This window comes from Clostridium sp. SGI.024 (assembly GCF_050315195.1).
Classification (GTDB): domain Bacteria; phylum Bacillota; class Clostridia; order Clostridiales; family Clostridiaceae; genus Clostridium.
Genome location: NZ_JBNPON010000048.1, coordinates 1 through 17,275 on the forward strand (window position 1 = coordinate 1; position 17,275 = coordinate 17,275).

Genomic DNA, 17,275 nt, shown 5'->3' on the forward strand with positions numbered 1-17,275 from the left:
CGCATTCGCTCGCTGAGTAAGTTCGCCTTGCCAAATCATAGATTTGGAGGCTTACTTATGGTACGGTTCTCCGTTACACCTCCAAAGGAGCACGTTTTACTTTAATTGTTCTAAAGCCTTATATTTTTTAAGCTCTTTCATAAGTTCTTTCTCTATTTCTTTATCTAAATATCTCCTTGGAATTATATGAGCTACAAATCCACTTATATATAAGGATCATATCTTCGTAAACTTTTACATCTTTTATACTTTCTAACGATACTGTTTCTGATATAGAATCCCCTTTTACTACTATTGTCCCATCAATAATTTCTAAAGTCTTACTTCCAAATATTGATGAATTATCTCCTTAACTTATGAGTTTATCAGTTTCTTTAGCTACTAATTTTTTGTATTGCTTAGGATATGTTAAAATCCAAATGACTAAAAAAACTATCGCTACTATAATCCAATATATACTCGGTTGATTAAATATCCCCGTTCCTGTAAAGTAGATTGGTATAGAAAGTATTATGGGTACAGCATATCTAAGTATGTTAAATGTACTTTTCTGTGATTTCGAGTTTTCTAAATGATGTAAATTGAAGCTTATATAGTCATCTTTTGTTATTTTAAAGTCGATTTTCATTTGTGCCGTCCCCTTATTATTAAAAACTTTATTTACATTATATTACAAATTTCAAGCACTTACAATTAAGCATAGTAACATGAAAAAAGGAAGGGTCTTCATCTTCTTCAGACGACCCTTCCTTTACTTTTAGGCTTTGAATGTCTTATATTTAAATCCTACATATAAAAATTTAACTTATCTATTTAAATTTAATCTCTAATTGCGTTTAGTTTATGAAGCAAATACTCTTTTTTATTCAATGGATCATACGTTGTTTTTTTGCGTGCTTTTGAAAATTCAGCTGAAGCTTCCTTATACCCATAAAATTTTGTCACAAACATTCCTCTACCTTCTGTATATGAAGCTATTTTCATTTTATATTCTTTTGAATTTTCTACTGGAATTAATCCCTTTATTGAGAATTCATCCCCTATAACAATAGGATTATCAAAGGTTGCCCTCATAGTTTCTAAATCCCATACCGCTTTGCTTAAAGCATTTTGAGGAATCTTTAACTCAAACTCATGTAATGGCTCTAATAAAACAGTTTGTGCTTTATATAATGCTTCCATGAATACCATAGGTGTCACATTTCTAAAATCTGCTGGAGTGCTGGCTGGACTAAAAAATTCACCACAGCTAAGAGTGACTTTTACATCTGTAACCTCCCATCCAAATAATCCTTGTTTACTTGTCTTAATAACTGCTTCTTCAATTGCATTTTGAAAAGATTTTGGCAATGACCCTACTGAAACATTAGAAATATACCTAAGACCTTCGCCTCTCCCTGCTGGTTCTATTTCTAAGCCTACTGTCGCCCAAAATGGATTTAAGTCTTCCTGCATATGCATTATTGACGCTCCAAAACCTTTAGGTGTTTCCTTATAGATAGTCTCAATATTCGAAAACTCTACTTTTATTCCATATAAATCATCTAACATGGAACTTAGTATTTCCATTTGAACTTCACCGAATAAGTTGACATAAATTTCTTTATCTATGTCATTCATCTCTAATTCTAGTAGTGGATCTTCCTCTGCAAGTAATGTTAATGCTTTAAATAGCTCTGGATTTTTTTCTTTATCAATTGCAGAAATTGTTGTTTTTAATGCTGGTTTAGCTATAGATATATTTTTAATTTTATCATTTGAAATTCCAATAACATCTCCCACTTGGAAACTTGTAAGTCCATATAAAATACCTATATCCCCTGCTTCTATCCTCTGTGCTTCAACAACTCCCCCATTTTCTAACCTATTAATTTTCTTTACTTTTTCTGCTATCTCCTTATTAGGTACTTGAATTTTATCTCTTACAGATATTTTTCCTCCAAATAATCTTACATAAACCTTCTTTTCATTTTTACTTGTTCTTTCGATTTTAAATACTACTCCAGATAAATCACTTTCACAATCATCACCTGCAAATGGAAAATAACTACAAATTCCATCTAATAAGTCTTCAACTCCAAGTCCAATTGCTGCCGCACCACAAAATACTGGATATAGACTTCCTTCACTTGCATATAATGAAAGCTTTTCTTGTATTTCTTCTTTATCAGGTTCTATTCCACCAATATATCTTTCTAAAAATGCTTCGTCTAAGTCTGATAAAACATCAATAGCATCATCATTTATCATGCATGTATCAAATAGTTTTTTTATATAAACAGCTTTGCTTCCTACATCATATACTTCTTGTAATCTAACTACTTTATTGGACATATTCTTCTTTATATCTTCAAATACTTTATTGAAATTTGCCCCAATTCTATCTAGCTTATTTACAAAAATTATTGTTGGAATGTTTAACTCCTTTAATGTCTCAAATAATATTCTTGTTTGTGACTGAATACCCTCTACTCCTGATATAACTAGTATCGCTCCATCTAAAACACTTAATGAACGTTCAACTTCCGAAATAAAATCCACATGTCCTGGAGTATCAACAATATTAACCTTGACATTATTCCAATTAAAAGATATGGTTGATGATTTAATGGTAATCCCTCTCTTACGCTCAAGCTCCATAGAATCCGTCTGTGTATTGCCTAAATCAACTCTTCCAACTGATTTTATAGCTCCACTATAATATAATAAGTTTTCTGTTATAGTTGTTTTTCCTGCATCCACGTGTGCTACGATTCCTATATTAATTATTTTCTTCATAATCAATACCTCCAACTCTATCAACCACCTTTTTATCCATTATCATAGCAACAATATATAACACTAATACCGGTGTTACTAATAACGAAGTACATGCTATACCCATACTCACTGAAATATTTGTAGCTATGATTCCTATAATTGGTCCACCTAAAATTTGACCTAAGGAATTTATTTGTCCATTTATAGAAAGTACAGTAGATCTGGCCTTGTCATCTATATGTCCATTAAGCCATGCACTAAATATAGGTTCATTTATAGTTCTAAAGGTACTTGTCGCTAAATAAGCTATTAGCATTAAGTTAAATCTTTTTGTAATAGCAAATATGAACATAAATGATATATAAAATATATTTATACATAATAACAGCTTTCCATTTTTATTCTTATCATCATCCTTAAGCTTCTTTTCCATAAAATGCATTACTATAGCACTCAATATCATTCCTGCAATTCCAAAAATTCCGAACCAAGTCACTGGTTTAAGGTTTCCAAGTTTAGGAAGCATAGTATCTTGTAAAAAATGCATATTAGAAAGTCTATCATAACCTTCACTGGATAATCCATAAAATAAAGTTACTGAAAGCAAAATTATAATTATAGGTTTATTTTTTATAAATTTAAGACCAGATTTAAAGGTATATCCCATCTTTTTAAAAGTATTTAAATCCTCTGGAGCAGATGATTTAAAATTATTTTCTGGCATATATAACCATAAAAATAATGCAAGAATTATAAATAAGACTCCACTAACTATAATAGGTAGTCTTACAGATAAATTAGCTATTACAGTGCTTAGTACTATTCCAATAACCGATCCTATCTGTCCTGCTTGTGCTCCCTTTATATAAATTTTATCCAAATCTTTATCTTTCTCTTCTTCCGCAATCCAAGCTTCAACAGATCCACTAATAAAAGTAGAACCTAATCCCCATACAATCTGTGCTACAAGTACGAAAACGAAACTAGAAATAGAAACTTCTAAAATAAATCCCACTCCTGTTAAAACTACACCAATAACAATAGATAGTTTACGACTGTACACATCTGCAACTATTCCTGTAGGAATTTCAAATATAAAGCATGCTACTTCTAAAGTAGTTCCAACAAGTATAAGCTGAAGTGGATTTAAATGCACCGTTTCAATGTGATACACTATCATAACTGTAGCTACTAGTGAAAAACACATTGCTGTAATAGCTGAAAATAATAAATAAGTTTTATATGCTGAAAGTTTATTAACCATTAATAATCACCATCCTAGTATTTTTAAAAAAATTTATTTGTTTTTCATAATCTTCATATTTAAATATATAAATCATCAAAATAATCTCCTTAAATAAAAAAAGCTGTAAGTGAACATAATTCACTTACAGCCTCATAATTATATAACCTAAATATAAACATGAAATATACAACTTTAATTTATATAACTTATGATTAAGCTATGCAAATTAAAGTCTTATATCATATCTATAAATATAGTAAAAATAGGCATAAAAATACCGTGTTTAGAACACAGTTTTCCTATTCTTCAAATAAAGATGTAATATGCTCATTATAATACTGATTATTTTTAGAGTACACAAATAGACATGGTAATATCAATATTATTAATAATTGTTTCTACCACAAATAAACCTTGAGTTATCCAAGATTTTTTTCATATACTTTTTAAAATAATCCTTATTCAGTTAGTTTAGTTAAAAACTACCTCTTTGCGCATATTTACATCTCCTTTACATTTATATTTTTCATGTTTATATTTTAGTATAATTACATTATATATAAACTTTTATTTTTTTCAATACTTTTATATTCATATTTATCCAAATTCAATTGAAACTTTATTACTTCAAATAACTTATATACACAAAAGAATAACTACTAACTTTAACCTAAATCTGAAATGAATATAAAAAATATATTTGTGGAATGTTTTACAATTTCTTTCAATACTATAGATTAGAAAAAACAAATTCTAATTTGCTGAAATAGGTGAAAAACGAAGAACCTATGAATAAAACTACAATAACCTACAAAAATTCAAATTTTAGATTTTTGTGAGTTTCATTGCAGAATTAAAGCAGACCTACCTTTCATTTATATATCCAATTTTGGTAAAGTTCGCACTTACTTGTGATACGGTTCTCCGTATCGGTACTAAGTGAGGTTTTCATATTAATTTATTACATCAATTTTTTTATCTCATTTAATACTAAGTCTGTAGTTTCCTTTTTCTCAAATATTTTCCTCTCACCTAAAGTATCTCCTAATGCATTTTTTATATTTTCCATTATATTTTCTACCAATAAAATCAACTTATCATTATCACAAATCAATTCTAATATTGGCTTGCAATAACTTTCTATTTTATTACTGTTAAACTCTGGCATTTTTGCATTTTTAGTGCTTATTACTCTTATAGCCATTAATATATGATATCTCATTCTCTTATTACTTTTATCTATCTTATTAGTTCTAAATAAAGACTCTAATTTATAATAAGCCAATGCACTTACATAATAAGGTAAATGCTTATGCCCTTGCTTAAATATTTTATTTCCCATTTTCTTAGCTATTGTTCCATAATATCCAGAAACACCATGTGGATTGTTTAAGAACATAGATGTAAATACTTTAATTTGAGTTGGGATATCAATTATTCTTGTTTTTTGAATATTAAACGTGTTATATTGGTTTGTTCTTCTTTCATAGTATAACTTATTAATATCATCATCATCTATTGTATTGTAAAATACTTCTAAGTCCCTTTGGAATTCCGATAATGATTCAAGTTGTTCCTTTTTAACTTCACTTTGACTATTGGTAGCCTTAGTTATATCATTCCTTATATCATCTCTTTGGGTTATTACAATTCTTAATGGTAGAAATACATTTTCTATTCCATCTTTATTTATATTATTAAATAATACATGGCTAGTTTGGCATCCATTAACAACCTGATAATCAGTTATTGTTATTGTATCGCCTGTACCTGTAATTTTATCAGCTACAACAGTTACACCGTTATTTAGTATACTGAAAAAATCAAATTTATTACTATCAATAGTTTTTTGTATTTCTGTATTAACATCATTATTTTCACCTAAATAATCTCTTATATTATCATCAAAAACTGGTCTAATTCTACCATTATCTTCATCATTAATAATTTTCTTATATTCTTCAAATGGTATTATTCCATAATATGCTACTTCTACCCCATCAATTTTAGGTAAAGTTATTTTCTTTTCTAATGTAAATGTTGCTGATAACTTTTCTTTTGTCTTTCTATACAATTTTTGAACATACTTTCCATCACACGGTATAAATTCAACTTCTGAAAATAAATTAGTATTTTCTAATTCTTTTTTATTTGCATTTACTATCTCTAATAAGTTTTCATCATCTGTCCAAGTTCCTGTTGTTACATAATATAACTTACATTTAGGACTTCTATTCTCCATAAATTGAGAATTTGAGAAAATATAGTCTTTAATCTCTATAAACTTATTCATTTCATCTGTAGAAAATAATGAACTATTGTTATAATAAGATTTAACCCAAGAAAAGAAATTTAAAATCTCCTTATTATCAAAGTTACTTGATGTCTTAGATTGTATCATTATAAAATCAACATCTAAATATCTATTAGTTTGTATTAGATTTTCCACTTCTTCAACTGTATTTACCAATTTATTATTTACAATTATTCCAATTCCATCAATTCCTTGCGTTGCTTCTCCCGTCATAATATTTTCATACTCAAAGCCTGTACTATTATATTCTTTAGCAATTACACAATAATTTACAAACATCTCAAATTGTGTCTCAACCTTCTTCTCTTGTACCTCAAAGTTTTTTGTAAATTCCCTTAAAAATGCACTCGTTATTGGGTCCATATAATTCACTTCCCTCTACAATTATTTACATAATTTTATTATATAGTATATTATTGTGATTTTATATAGCAATATCTAAATTCAATGTCTTTATCCCAACATTTCTTAACATAAAAGAAGAAGGAGTACCCTTTATAGATACTCCTTCTTCTTTACTTAGATATTCTATCAAGTTATCATTTATCTTTAACTTTATAGAATCTACTTCTCTTAATTCATTTATTGTTATTTCTGATATTATCATATGCAACAATTTCTTCTGTTGTTCTACTTCTACATTTTCATTTAGGATTTTACCAAAACTCTCTAGTATGCTCTTTATAAACTCATAAGGTATTTCTTCTGATATATCATCTGAAAGCGTTACTAGTAATGGTTGTTTTTCTTCATGAAGAATTTTTATCCTATTATTTAATTCCATATTTCTTGATTGGAATTCTTCCTTAGTTATTATTTCATCTTCATAAGCTTCAAAAATCTTTTTCTTTTTACCATCTAGTTTTTGCAATTCCCTTTCTATTTTTGCTAATTCTTTTTTAGCTGGACTTACCCTATTACTCCTTTCTTTATTTATATTTGTTACTATTGATTTAATCATTTTATCATTACTTAATAGTTCTGATATTTTACTAAATACATACTCATTAGCTTTATCACATCTTATAGTATTAGAATTACATACTGCTGTACCTTTATTCTTCCAATTGCCACAAGCATAATATGTTAATCTCCTCCTTGTTCCATCTTTTAATTTATTAGTTGTTCTCATTATTACCATTCCTGCTCCACATTTAGGGCATTTTAATATTCCTGTTAAAGGGAACTTACCATCATAAATTCTAGCTGGCTTACCTTTCTTACTTTCCAATACAGCTTGTACTTTATTCCACAAACTTTCTTCTATGATTGAATCATGTATTCCATCTGTTATTATTGGATTAGCATTAATATTTCTTCTTCTTTTTTCTGACCAATTTTGTCTTACATTATATCTTACCTTTCCTATGTATACAGGATTAGTAAGAATGTCTTTTATTGACCCTACTGAAAAATCATTACCTTTCTTAGTCTTATAACCTAATTTATTTATCTTATTAGTTATTGCCTTATAGCCCTTTCCATTAGCATATTCATTGAATATTATTCTAACAACTTCTGCTTCCTTTTCATTTATTATTAGCTTGGTTTTTCTTCTTTTTCCAGTTTGAATATCATCTATTGGTACTAAGTCATACCCTAATACCCTTCCTCCACACCATTCTCCAGCTCTAGCCTTAGCACACATCCCCATTTTTACGTTTTGTGCTATAGTTCCTCTTTCAAATTCTCCAATTAAAGCCATCATTTGAAATTGCATTTTACCTGCTGGTGTATCTGTTTCAAAGGGTTCTGAATAAGACTTAAATGTTATGTTGTTCTTTTCAAATATATCTACTATTTTTAATACATCTGATAGTTTACGACTAATCCTATTAATTTTCCAAGATATCACCATATCAAACTTTTTTTCTTCAGCATCTTTTAGTAATTCTTTTAATGCTGGTCTATGCTTAATATCTTTTCCACTTATCCCCCTATCCGAATAACATTTATAGATTTCATATCCATTTTTATTACACCAATTAGTTAGTAATCTTTCCTGTTCATCATTGCTGTAACCTTCTTCTGCTTGTTCTATTGTACTAACTCTAGTGTAAATTGCTATAATCTTTTTCTTGTTCATTTATATAACTCCTTATTCTTATTATAATAATGGATAAGCAACCTCTGTTACTCATCCACACTATAACCTTAATATTATTAAATTTATAATATATATTTAAGTTGCTTCTTACTTACAGTTACTTAATCAATTTATTCTATCCGACAACATGAAACTGTGGTTTTCCATTAAAACCAAACGTTTTCCTATTAAAACTTGGATTTATTATAATTTCTTTTCTGCTATCTTCTAAATTTAATTCACTTGTATCATCATTAAACATTCCCAAATTAATGTTCCAATTATCAAATTTTAATTTACTAATATAATCTATAAATTTATCTATTAATACTAAGTAATAATCTTCACTACTAATTATGTTATTTTTTTGTGAAAACCATGATATATCAATTCCCTTCTCCTTCTTATTTATTAATATAATTTCTGGAGTAATATCTATTTTTTTTATCAAGTTTATTATTTCATTTAGTTGTTTTTCTGAATTAAATTTTACATCTATAGCTAATCTCATAAGTACATTTTCACCATTATACTGGTCATTTCTTACCTCTCCTGTTTTAATCATCTCTGTAATTTTATCCATTTGTCTTTTTTTCATAATGTGCACCTCATATTATTATTAATTTGTATTTTAAAATCCTTCATTAATCTTCATTATCAAATCATAATCAGATTCATCTGTATAACCTATAGAAATACCATTTACATTCCCGAAAGTTTCTTTATTAAATATCGGTGGAAATATTAATTTTGAAATACTCAAATTATTTTTATCTGTAATTTCACTCTTATCAATATAAGCTTTATAATCATAAAGTCCATTTTTTAATCCTAATGTATTTATGTATTCAAATATTTGATTTATTATAATCTGGCAATCTAATTCACAAGAAATTATAACCTCTTCATTAGGTATCCAAGTTACCCAATACTTATCTTCTAAAAGCTCTATTTCAATAGGACTTATATCTGCCTTTGCAAAATTACTAATTATAGTTTTCGTTTCATCATTTTTAGGAATTTCAACAAAAATAGCATTTATTTTTTCGGCTTCTTCTTTATCACAACTCCTAACTAATACGCTCCCTTCAGCTAATCTTTTTAGCATTATTTCAGTTTCTAAATCTAACTTTTTATTATTTAACATAACTTACTCCTCCAATTTATTTTTTATAATCTTTCTACTTTATTTCTGATATTCTTTCATCCATTGAATGTACCAATTTGATTTCATTATTTCATTTTGCTCTTCTAAAGATACTTCTCCATCTTCAAAATATTCTAGTGGTATATCACAATCATTATGATGATGTATTTCTTCTGCTAATTCCTTCAAAATTAAATTCTCCTTTTATTTTTAATATGTATTATTTCTTTTCAATGTTTTTCTGTATTATGTAATTATTTATTATTTCAGATACTACTGAAATTACCTCATCTACTTGATTATTTTTGCTCATTTATATATTCCCCTCCTCATTATTGATAGTTATTATTGCTACTGTAGTATCTTCATATTCTATGTACTCAACTTCTTCAAAAGTAATAGTTGTCCTATTCGAAAAATCTAATTTGAATTTTTCAGATATTTCTTTTACTAAATCAGCTGAATATATTACCCCCTTACCTTTATAATCTTTAACTGTAAAGTAATTCTCATTAGCTGGTAACTTTTCTCCTATTGCTAATTTATTTTTTGATAATCCTATTACTACCTTAATAGGATTATTTATATTACCAATTAGTGATTTTGCTATTATTAATCTTTTTCCTGACTTAGTATTAACAAGCGATATTACTCCATTAATAGCTCGTTTATGCTTACTACTTTCTGTTGATTTTACTCCTTCAAAATCATCTAAACTTTGTGACTCATCATTTTCTTCAACTCTCTCAATTGGTTGCGTCTTTTCATTAAAATCTTCACCTTTATTATCTTGGTGTTGTACTTTTATATCTTCATTTTCTATAGGGTCTTCCTTAACTTTTACTACCGCGGGTCTTCTTTTCTTAACTAGTGCCATTTTACCTTCTCCTTTTTTTGATTTTTTAGCTTTTAGCTATATTAGTATTCTATCAATGTGATATATTCTTGTAATCTTACTGCTCTTCGTTATTTTGTACTCTATTGTAAAAAAATAGAAGATTGATATTTATTGCTTATTTAAATATCAATCTTCTAATCTATTTTTTCAATTTTCCTTTACTAATCAAAAACTCTTTGATAGATTTTATCACATCACTTGGTATATTCTCTTCATCAACTAAAGTATCTCTATAATCTTCAAGTGCCTGTAAAAATACTTGTTTACTATCCTTATCTATAAATGACATATTATCATCTTCGTAACATCTTACGTCAGAGAATTTTTCATTAAACAACTTAATTTCTTTAAGTGTTCTTTTTATAAAGCTATGGTACATATCTAGAACTAATATTTTATCATTTTCATTCATATCATATCTGCCACTATATTCTTCATCTTCACTATAAGAACATAATTTAAAAAATTCTCTTTCATTATTATTATGTATTGCTCTAATCTTTGCTTTATGAACATCATTTATATATAATGCATCACTTTTATTTACATTTTGATGAGAATATTTTTGCATCTTATTTAGTTCAATATTCAAAAACTCATCTAACGTATTCTTTATAGCATAAATTTTATAATCACTAAGTATGCCAGTATACCCATATAGCTTTTCCTTTTGTCTAATCTTTTCTTCTCCCTTAAATTTATTTTCTATCATATTTTCTACATCTATCATAAATTTAAATCTATCTTCTTCTGTAAAGTTGTCATTTCCTAATCTAATACCCTTAGCATATGAATTATTAATTGATTTAATCAATATTTTAACTAATTCTTTATCCTCATAATCAATAACATACTCTTTTCCTATTTTCATTGTTTTTTTATCTATTCCTGCAACTTCTAATATTTTATCAAATTGCTTTCTAATTTTATTATAATACTTTTGATATAAATCCTCTCCATCCACTCTTATTTCTGTAACATTTCCCTCTTCATCCCATAGTTCTTTAACTATATCTGTTAATGTATTTTTCATATAACTCTATGCTCCTAAAAAAATAATATATTCTCATATTATAAAAAAAATCACTAAATATCTATTAAAAATTTAATAAATATTTAGTGAAATTTTATCTAGTTTCTATTCCTCATAATCTTCATCTACTACTGGATTATAGCTTTTATGTTTTAATATTATACGCTTTTCATCTTTATCAACTATATACTCATAATTATCTAAATCACTTTTAGATATTATACCAAGAAACATCGCATTTAAAGCAAGTGGTATTGTAAAAGGACTCATTCCAGCTGTAACCACTCCACTTACTATTGCTGTATTTTTTCCTATCTTAGACATTGTCTTTCCAACACTATTTAATATTTGTTTATAATCCTTCTGCTCCATTTCATAATATAGTTCTTCTTCTATATATATTAAATTATATTTTCTCTTTAAATAATATTCTAATTCTTTTTTTGTAGTAACTATACTTGCAGTAGTTTCTTGCTTTGTTTTACGAATGTATTTATTACATTGTTTTTCTCTATGTTTTCCTTTAATATCTGCTTTTAATAACCCTATTTTAGCTTGTACACCTAATTTCCACACATCAAATCCCATATTAATTACCTCCTAGTACTTTATTAATAAAAAATATAAGTAGACAAATATTATTTGTATTTTCATTAAGCTTTTTACTTCTTGAAAATATCTTAATATCAGTCTACTTATATCTAATTTGATTATTATATTTATTTGTATAAATCATCTTTCTATTTATTAACTTTTTCTGATTTATCTATTTCTATTCTATTTGAATATCTACATTATATGTTATTATTGTTATTTGAGTATCCATTAGTACTCTATTCATTAGTTGAATATATTTTATTTATTATACTTATATCTGAATACTTATCAATTATACTCTTATCATATATTAAATAATAATTACTTTTTGTATTGTAATTATTATTTTTTTATTTTATTTCAATTCTTATTAGTCATATTCCCCCCTACCCCCCGTAAGTCCAAGTCCTTTCTTTCCGAGTTCCAAGTTCCAATTCTATTATTTATTTGTTTTATCAATCTGATTCTTTTTATTTTTTAGTGTAATTAGTCATAGTATCAAATTTACTATCTATTATATTGTTCTAAGTTCCCCTAACTTTCAAGTGGAATTATCGGAGCTAAGACTTACTGGCTTACAAATAGTTATTAACTTATAGCCCAAGAATTACTTAACTCTACTGTGCTATCAGCTCTTATTCCTGTATTTTCAGTAGCTAGTAGTATTTTATTATGCCTGTATTTCAGAAATCTAACATTTTTTAATGTTACTATCAACTTAAACTATGCTTATTTTTATCATTTCTTATGTTCTTCGTTTCTTTTTTCTATTATGTTTATTTCTACGCTATCTGATTATTTCTTTTGCTCTCTGCTATGTTATTGTTTCTTATTTTATTTATCATTTGCTATTGTTTCTATTGATGTAGCAACTACTGTTAATATTGTTCCTACAACTTTTACTATTGTTATTATATCCATTACTTTTTCTCCTTTCCATTTAAAACTTTTACCCTTCCTTCTTTATCACCACCTTTCAATCAATATTCCTCTGCCAAAAGCATTATATTGTAGTCATTCTCATCAATTATGAATATCTTTAAATCTTCTTCTATTAAACTACCTAGATTATTAAACAAATAAACTTTCTTATATTCAGGTACTTCTTGTGTATGCTCTATTATTAATTCATTTTTATTTCTTCTTATCTTAAAAACTTGTAGATAATCTAGCTCTATTTCCTTTGTATCTTTAAAATCATCAATTATCTGCCATAACATTACCTGTAATGAAATGTCTAATGTTTGATTTATTCCTTTAGTCATGTATCTATTACTTTTATTAAACATCTTTTCTTATCTCCTCATTATCAGTTTTTATTACAAGCTTTCCAGCTCTTATTATCCCTATGCATAAAATTCTTTTCCTCATACTTTTTCTTCTCCTTAAAATAAAAGAAGTCATACCTTATTAACTAAGATATAACTTCTTTAACAATCTACTTCTGAATACAGATACTTCTCATATTCATCTTCATATATAGTTTCTGGAATAAGTCCTAATAATTCTTCAATATTATTTCCTCTAATTAAATCATCTATTACCTCTTCTTTACTGGTCTGCTCTATCCAATATTCAGCTAAAGAATCCTTATCTATTAGAGAATCAACATGAATTGCATCATCAAGCATATCATCTAATAGTTCTCTTTCAATTTCTTTTAAATTAGCTGAACTTTTATAAAGTATGCTATAATCATCAATCATTACATATCCATTGCTATCTAATTTATCACACCAATTAATAACATAATCTATTGATAAATCTTCTAATCCATTACTTTTCAGAGTTTGGTACATAGAAATTATCCTATCATCAACTTCATTTTCACCAATTTCTTTTGCTAACTTTACTGACATACTCCAATCATTTAAGAATTCTTCTTTTAGTTCTTTATTGCTAATACTATTAATTAGCTTTTCTACACTTCTTAATTCTTCTGTTCTTATATTCTTATATTTATCTAACACTTTCTTAATTTCTCTTATTGCATATTGTTGTATTATTTCTGAATTTTCTACATTCATTATTATTATATTTTCATTACTAATCATTTCTATTTATCCTCTCTTTATTCCTTAATCAATTCTTCTTTTATAGCTGTTATAAATTCTTTTGAAAACATATTAGTTCTTATTGCCTGTACTATTAATTCTTGAAATTCCTCTTCTGTTACATCTAAACTTCTCGGAATATATGTTTCATCCCCTCTCCTAGTACACTTATATACACAAAATCTTAATTCTTTTCTTCTTAATGCTTTAATATATATCTTTTCTACAGTATAAGTATATTCATTATCAGCAACCTTAACTTGCTCTAAAATATTACAATACTTAGTCTGTTTAATTATTTTCTTATTCATCTATTCCCTCCATCATTCTAGTAGGAACTTAGATAATTCTTCTGTTGTTATTACTACAATTGAAAAATCACTAGAAAGTAAAAATAGTGAAGAAGTCCAATTAACTCCTTCACTACATTCAATCATATCAGTGTATTCTGCTATCAATCCTTTCAGCTTATCTCGCTTCAGTATTTCAATATCTACGATATTTTCTGCTATAACTACGTATCCACCTAAGTCATTATCTACACTTCTATTGACTCCATAATTACCATCTAATATTTCTATAATTTCATGTAAGCTATTAATTACTTCTACTGGATAATCCTTTAACTTTTTTAATTGCTCCTTTAAATAAACCCTCTTCATTATTTATTCCACCTCTAAAAATAATAAAAAAAGCATTACTTTCGTTCTATAAAAAGTAACACTCTTCATTATAATAATATATATTTATAACTTGTACTAATTTTTAACTAAAAAAAAATTATATTTTAATATTATAGTATTCTTTTAATTTATCAAATGTTATATTTATGCCAACAATTTCTAACGCTTCTTTTCTAGCCTCAAATAATTCTTTTAATCTCATTACTTTCTCTTCATCAGTTCCATTATGAATAGCCCTATGACAATTTGGACATAAGCTTATTATATTCTCACTTCTATCTATATTTATTGGTAAAAAATCACTTTGTTTACTCATTGGTATAAGATGATGTGCTTCAACATAATAGCCTGTCCTAGTTTTAAAAGTAAAATGTTCTACTTGTATAATCTCTGCATATTCACACTTAAAGTTTTTTTCTTCTATAATCGTTTTAGCTAACTTAGGATTAGTCTTGTACTTTGCTTTTTTTCCACCTTTAATTAATTCCGGTTCTCTGTTATTTGCAATCTGCACCATCTTTTCATTTGAATAACTTGTTAAAACCTGAATTTTATTCTGCTCTACTTCATCATCTAACTCTTCTTCAAAATAATCTTTATCTAATACTTTATTAACTCCTGTTTCAAAAAACATCTCGATTATTCTCCTTGGTACATTTCGTATATTAATCTTTTCTACAAAATGTACCTCTAAAAAATAATATCTTCCATAACATACATCCATTAAATAATCAATTTTTTCTTCGCTAATTAATTTATTATAATATTCATCTAATAGCTCTTTCTCAGATTTATAATACCTTTTTATAGCTTCTTTAGTTATTTTATGACTCCTTTGATTTGAGTTGAAATAATTGTACTTTTTTACAAGATATAGCACTATCGCAATGTATAAATATTCTACTCCAATATTCTTATTAAATTCAAAAGGTTTATTAAAAATCTTATTTAATGTATCAATCCTATAATCCCTATTATTCCTAAACTTAATTACAGAATCAGCTTGACTTCTTAAAAAATTATCATCGAGATTTTCAATTATATCTTCAAACTGTTGAGTTTTATAATTTATATGATTATTTAAAAAGTAGACTACATTTTTAGCAAAGGACGGAGTATCATCAACCATAGAAGACCCTGAATTGTGAACTGCCTGTTGTCCAGCTCCAAATAAGTTGTTCACTTCATTAAAGGTCCAAAATTCTCCTATCTCCATTTTAGGAGGTTTAACTTTTTTTAAATCACTTCTCTTTATCAATACTTCCAACATAATATCCGCCCCTTACTATTTATTTAAAAAATATTTTTTTCTATATTAAATTGATATTTATCCTTCAAATTATGTATTCTATTTTCTATAATTTTATAAGGTTCCTCATTCTTTTCTATTATAATGCAATTTCTTCCTGTCTGTAAAGCTACTGCTAATGTAGTCCCACTACCCCCAAATAAATCTAAAACTAACTCATTCTCATGTGTTGTAATTTCTATCAACCATTTTAATAACATCTCAGGCTTCTTTGAATCTTTAAAATCGCATCCTTCACCCCCTTCTTTATATATATTAGTAACTTCATCAGTTAAATCAATATCATTTGTAGGTAATATAGGTCTTCCAGCAGTAAGTGCAGATTGGTAATACACGCCACTTTGACGTTTTAAATTTTGAGTTTCAAACCATCTATATCCTAATCCTTCATTCTCTAATCCATAAACTTTTATTAATAAGTCATTTCCTAATTTTCTTAAATGCTTCTCAAACCATTCGCCAGACCAATTAGCTGTTTTTAATTTTCCAGCTATAATATATCTACGCAAATTATCCTCTGAGGGGCTGCATTTTATTATTTCATATTGATTTTTACTATATATCTCTACCTGTTTACCGTTTATCTCTGTTTTTTCAGGGTTATCGTCTATCAAGTTTACTTTATATATAAATTTTTCCAAATTAGCGCACTTATATTGATAATTAAATCTTTGTGATTTATCTTTTCTATATATAAGTATATATTCATAAACATCGTGAAATGTAGCATTAATCATTAATTGTCTATCTTTATGTCTTATCTTTATTGGAAATAACCCTATAAATTTTTCTTCTCCAAAAACTTCATCAACAATATTTTTTAGATTAAATAATTCTGTTTGATTAATTGAGATAGCTAAAAAGCCATCATCTCTCAACATTTCAAATGAATCTTTCACAATTCCTAGCATGAAACTTCTCCAGTTACTATTGCTGTCATTATAATGCTTTCTTGCACCTCTATTTCTCTTTGAATTATATGGTGGGTCTAAATATACCAACTTAACAGAATTTTTTAATTCTTTATGCGAACTGTAAAATTCACTAGAATCTCCTTTATATAATTTATACATCTATTCACTTCCTAATCTATATTCATTTATATAATACAAAACATATTTTTTTTTGTATAGTATCTACTTATTTTT

The 17,275-nt window shown here is 26.8% G+C and carries 17 protein-coding genes; all 17 read right to left on the reverse strand.

What is annotated here, in order from left to right:
• Window positions 1-819: 819 nt before the first annotated feature.
• Window positions 820-2,778 (reverse strand): tetracycline resistance ribosomal protection protein TetB(P), encoded by a 1,959-nt coding sequence (tetB(P), locus tag ACQRD5_RS12400; protein WP_006440995.1) that lies wholly within the window; start codon window positions 2,776-2,778, stop codon window positions 820-822.
• Window positions 2,762-4,024 carry a tetracycline efflux MFS transporter TetA(P) gene (tetA(P), locus tag ACQRD5_RS12405; protein ID WP_427746884.1) on the reverse strand — a complete coding sequence of 421 codons (1,263 nt, stop codon included), beginning with the start codon at window positions 4,022-4,024 and terminating at the stop codon, window positions 2,762-2,764. Before tetA(P) ends, tetB(P) begins: the two co-directional genes overlap by 17 nt.
• 943 nt (window positions 4,025-4,967) lie before the next feature.
• A complete protein-coding gene (locus ACQRD5_RS12410; protein WP_427746885.1) occupies window positions 4,968-6,683 on the reverse strand; it encodes an AIPR family protein in 1,716 nt (571 codons plus the stop codon).
• A gap of 61 nt (window positions 6,684-6,744) precedes the next feature.
• Complete coding sequence (locus ACQRD5_RS12415; RefSeq protein ID WP_427746887.1) at window positions 6,745-8,406, reverse strand: recombinase family protein; 1,662 nt, start codon at window positions 8,404-8,406, stop codon at window positions 6,745-6,747.
• A 136-nt stretch (window positions 8,407-8,542) separates the two neighbouring features.
• Window positions 8,543-9,004: a hypothetical protein gene (locus ACQRD5_RS12420; RefSeq protein ID WP_427746888.1), complete on the reverse strand. Its 462-nt coding sequence runs from the start codon at window positions 9,002-9,004 to the stop codon at window positions 8,543-8,545.
• 33 nt (window positions 9,005-9,037) lie between these two features.
• Window positions 9,038-9,553 carry a hypothetical protein gene (locus ACQRD5_RS12425; RefSeq protein WP_427746889.1) on the reverse strand — a complete coding sequence of 172 codons (516 nt, stop codon included), beginning with the start codon at window positions 9,551-9,553 and terminating at the stop codon, window positions 9,038-9,040.
• A gap of 39 nt (window positions 9,554-9,592) precedes the next feature.
• On the reverse strand, window positions 9,593-9,742 hold the full coding sequence (locus ACQRD5_RS12430) for a hypothetical protein (RefSeq protein WP_427746890.1): 150 nt from the start codon (window positions 9,740-9,742) through the stop codon (window positions 9,593-9,595).
• Window positions 9,743-9,866: 124 nt separating this feature from the next.
• Window positions 9,867-10,430: a hypothetical protein gene (locus ACQRD5_RS12435; protein WP_427746891.1), complete on the reverse strand. Its 564-nt coding sequence runs from the start codon at window positions 10,428-10,430 to the stop codon at window positions 9,867-9,869.
• Window positions 10,431-10,590: 160 nt separating this feature from the next.
• Entirely contained in the window at window positions 10,591-11,484 is an 894-nt protein-coding gene (locus ACQRD5_RS12440; protein WP_427746893.1) for a hypothetical protein, read from the reverse strand.
• Between the two features lie 105 nt (window positions 11,485-11,589).
• Window positions 11,590-12,072 carry a hypothetical protein gene (locus ACQRD5_RS12445; protein ID WP_427746894.1) on the reverse strand — a complete coding sequence of 161 codons (483 nt, stop codon included), beginning with the start codon at window positions 12,070-12,072 and terminating at the stop codon, window positions 11,590-11,592.
• 597 nt (window positions 12,073-12,669) lie between these two features.
• Entirely contained in the window at window positions 12,670-12,798 is a 129-nt protein-coding gene (locus ACQRD5_RS12450) for a hypothetical protein (RefSeq protein ID WP_427746895.1), read from the reverse strand.
• A 263-nt stretch (window positions 12,799-13,061) separates the two neighbouring features.
• Window positions 13,062-13,370, reverse strand: coding sequence for a DUF960 family protein (locus tag ACQRD5_RS12455; RefSeq protein WP_427746896.1), 309 nt, complete (start codon window positions 13,368-13,370; stop codon window positions 13,062-13,064).
• 141 nt (window positions 13,371-13,511) lie between these two features.
• Window positions 13,512-14,135 carry a hypothetical protein gene (locus tag ACQRD5_RS12460; protein WP_427746897.1) on the reverse strand — a complete coding sequence of 208 codons (624 nt, stop codon included), beginning with the start codon at window positions 14,133-14,135 and terminating at the stop codon, window positions 13,512-13,514.
• Between the two features lie 17 nt (window positions 14,136-14,152).
• On the reverse strand, window positions 14,153-14,446 hold the full coding sequence (locus ACQRD5_RS12465; protein WP_169105907.1) for a hypothetical protein: 294 nt from the start codon (window positions 14,444-14,446) through the stop codon (window positions 14,153-14,155).
• 12 nt (window positions 14,447-14,458) lie between these two features.
• Window positions 14,459-14,797 carry a hypothetical protein gene (locus ACQRD5_RS12470; protein WP_427746899.1) on the reverse strand — a complete coding sequence of 113 codons (339 nt, stop codon included), beginning with the start codon at window positions 14,795-14,797 and terminating at the stop codon, window positions 14,459-14,461.
• Between the two features lie 118 nt (window positions 14,798-14,915).
• Window positions 14,916-16,088: an HNH endonuclease gene (locus ACQRD5_RS12475; RefSeq protein ID WP_427746901.1), complete on the reverse strand. Its 1,173-nt coding sequence runs from the start codon at window positions 16,086-16,088 to the stop codon at window positions 14,916-14,918.
• A gap of 23 nt (window positions 16,089-16,111) precedes the next feature.
• Entirely contained in the window at window positions 16,112-17,200 is a 1,089-nt protein-coding gene (locus ACQRD5_RS12480) for a DNA methyltransferase (RefSeq protein WP_427746903.1), read from the reverse strand.
• Between the last annotated feature and the right edge of the window lie 75 nt (window positions 17,201-17,275).

Bases quoted from the DNA above. Each gene is read 5' to 3' on its own strand.
- ACQRD5_RS12410 (WP_427746885.1), bottom strand. From the start codon at position 6,683: ATGGACCCAATAACGAGTGCATTTTTAAGGGAATTTACAAAAAACTTT.
- ACQRD5_RS12415 (WP_427746887.1), bottom strand. From the start codon at position 8,406: ATGAACAAGAAAAAGATTATAGCAATTTACACTAGAGTTAGTACAATA.
- ACQRD5_RS12420 (WP_427746888.1), bottom strand. From the start codon at position 9,004: ATGAAAAAAAGACAAATGGATAAAATTACAGAGATGATTAAAACAGGA.
- ACQRD5_RS12425 (WP_427746889.1), bottom strand. From the start codon at position 9,553: ATGTTAAATAATAAAAAGTTAGATTTAGAAACTGAAATAATGCTAAAA.
- ACQRD5_RS12435 (WP_427746891.1), bottom strand. From the start codon at position 10,430: ATGGCACTAGTTAAGAAAAGAAGACCCGCGGTAGTAAAAGTTAAGGAA.
- ACQRD5_RS12440 (WP_427746893.1), bottom strand. From the start codon at position 11,484: ATGAAAAATACATTAACAGATATAGTTAAAGAACTATGGGATGAAGAG.
- ACQRD5_RS12445 (WP_427746894.1), bottom strand. From the start codon at position 12,072: ATGGGATTTGATGTGTGGAAATTAGGTGTACAAGCTAAAATAGGGTTA.
- ACQRD5_RS12455 (WP_427746896.1), bottom strand. From the start codon at position 13,370: ATGTTTAATAAAAGTAATAGATACATGACTAAAGGAATAAATCAAACA.
- ACQRD5_RS12460 (WP_427746897.1), bottom strand. From the start codon at position 14,135: ATGATTAGTAATGAAAATATAATAATAATGAATGTAGAAAATTCAGAA.
- ACQRD5_RS12465 (WP_169105907.1), bottom strand. From the start codon at position 14,446: ATGAATAAGAAAATAATTAAACAGACTAAGTATTGTAATATTTTAGAG.
- ACQRD5_RS12470 (WP_427746899.1), bottom strand. From the start codon at position 14,797: ATGAAGAGGGTTTATTTAAAGGAGCAATTAAAAAAGTTAAAGGATTAT.
- ACQRD5_RS12475 (WP_427746901.1), bottom strand. From the start codon at position 16,088: ATGTTGGAAGTATTGATAAAGAGAAGTGATTTAAAAAAAGTTAAACCT.
- ACQRD5_RS12480 (WP_427746903.1), bottom strand. From the start codon at position 17,200: ATGTATAAATTATATAAAGGAGATTCTAGTGAATTTTACAGTTCGCAT.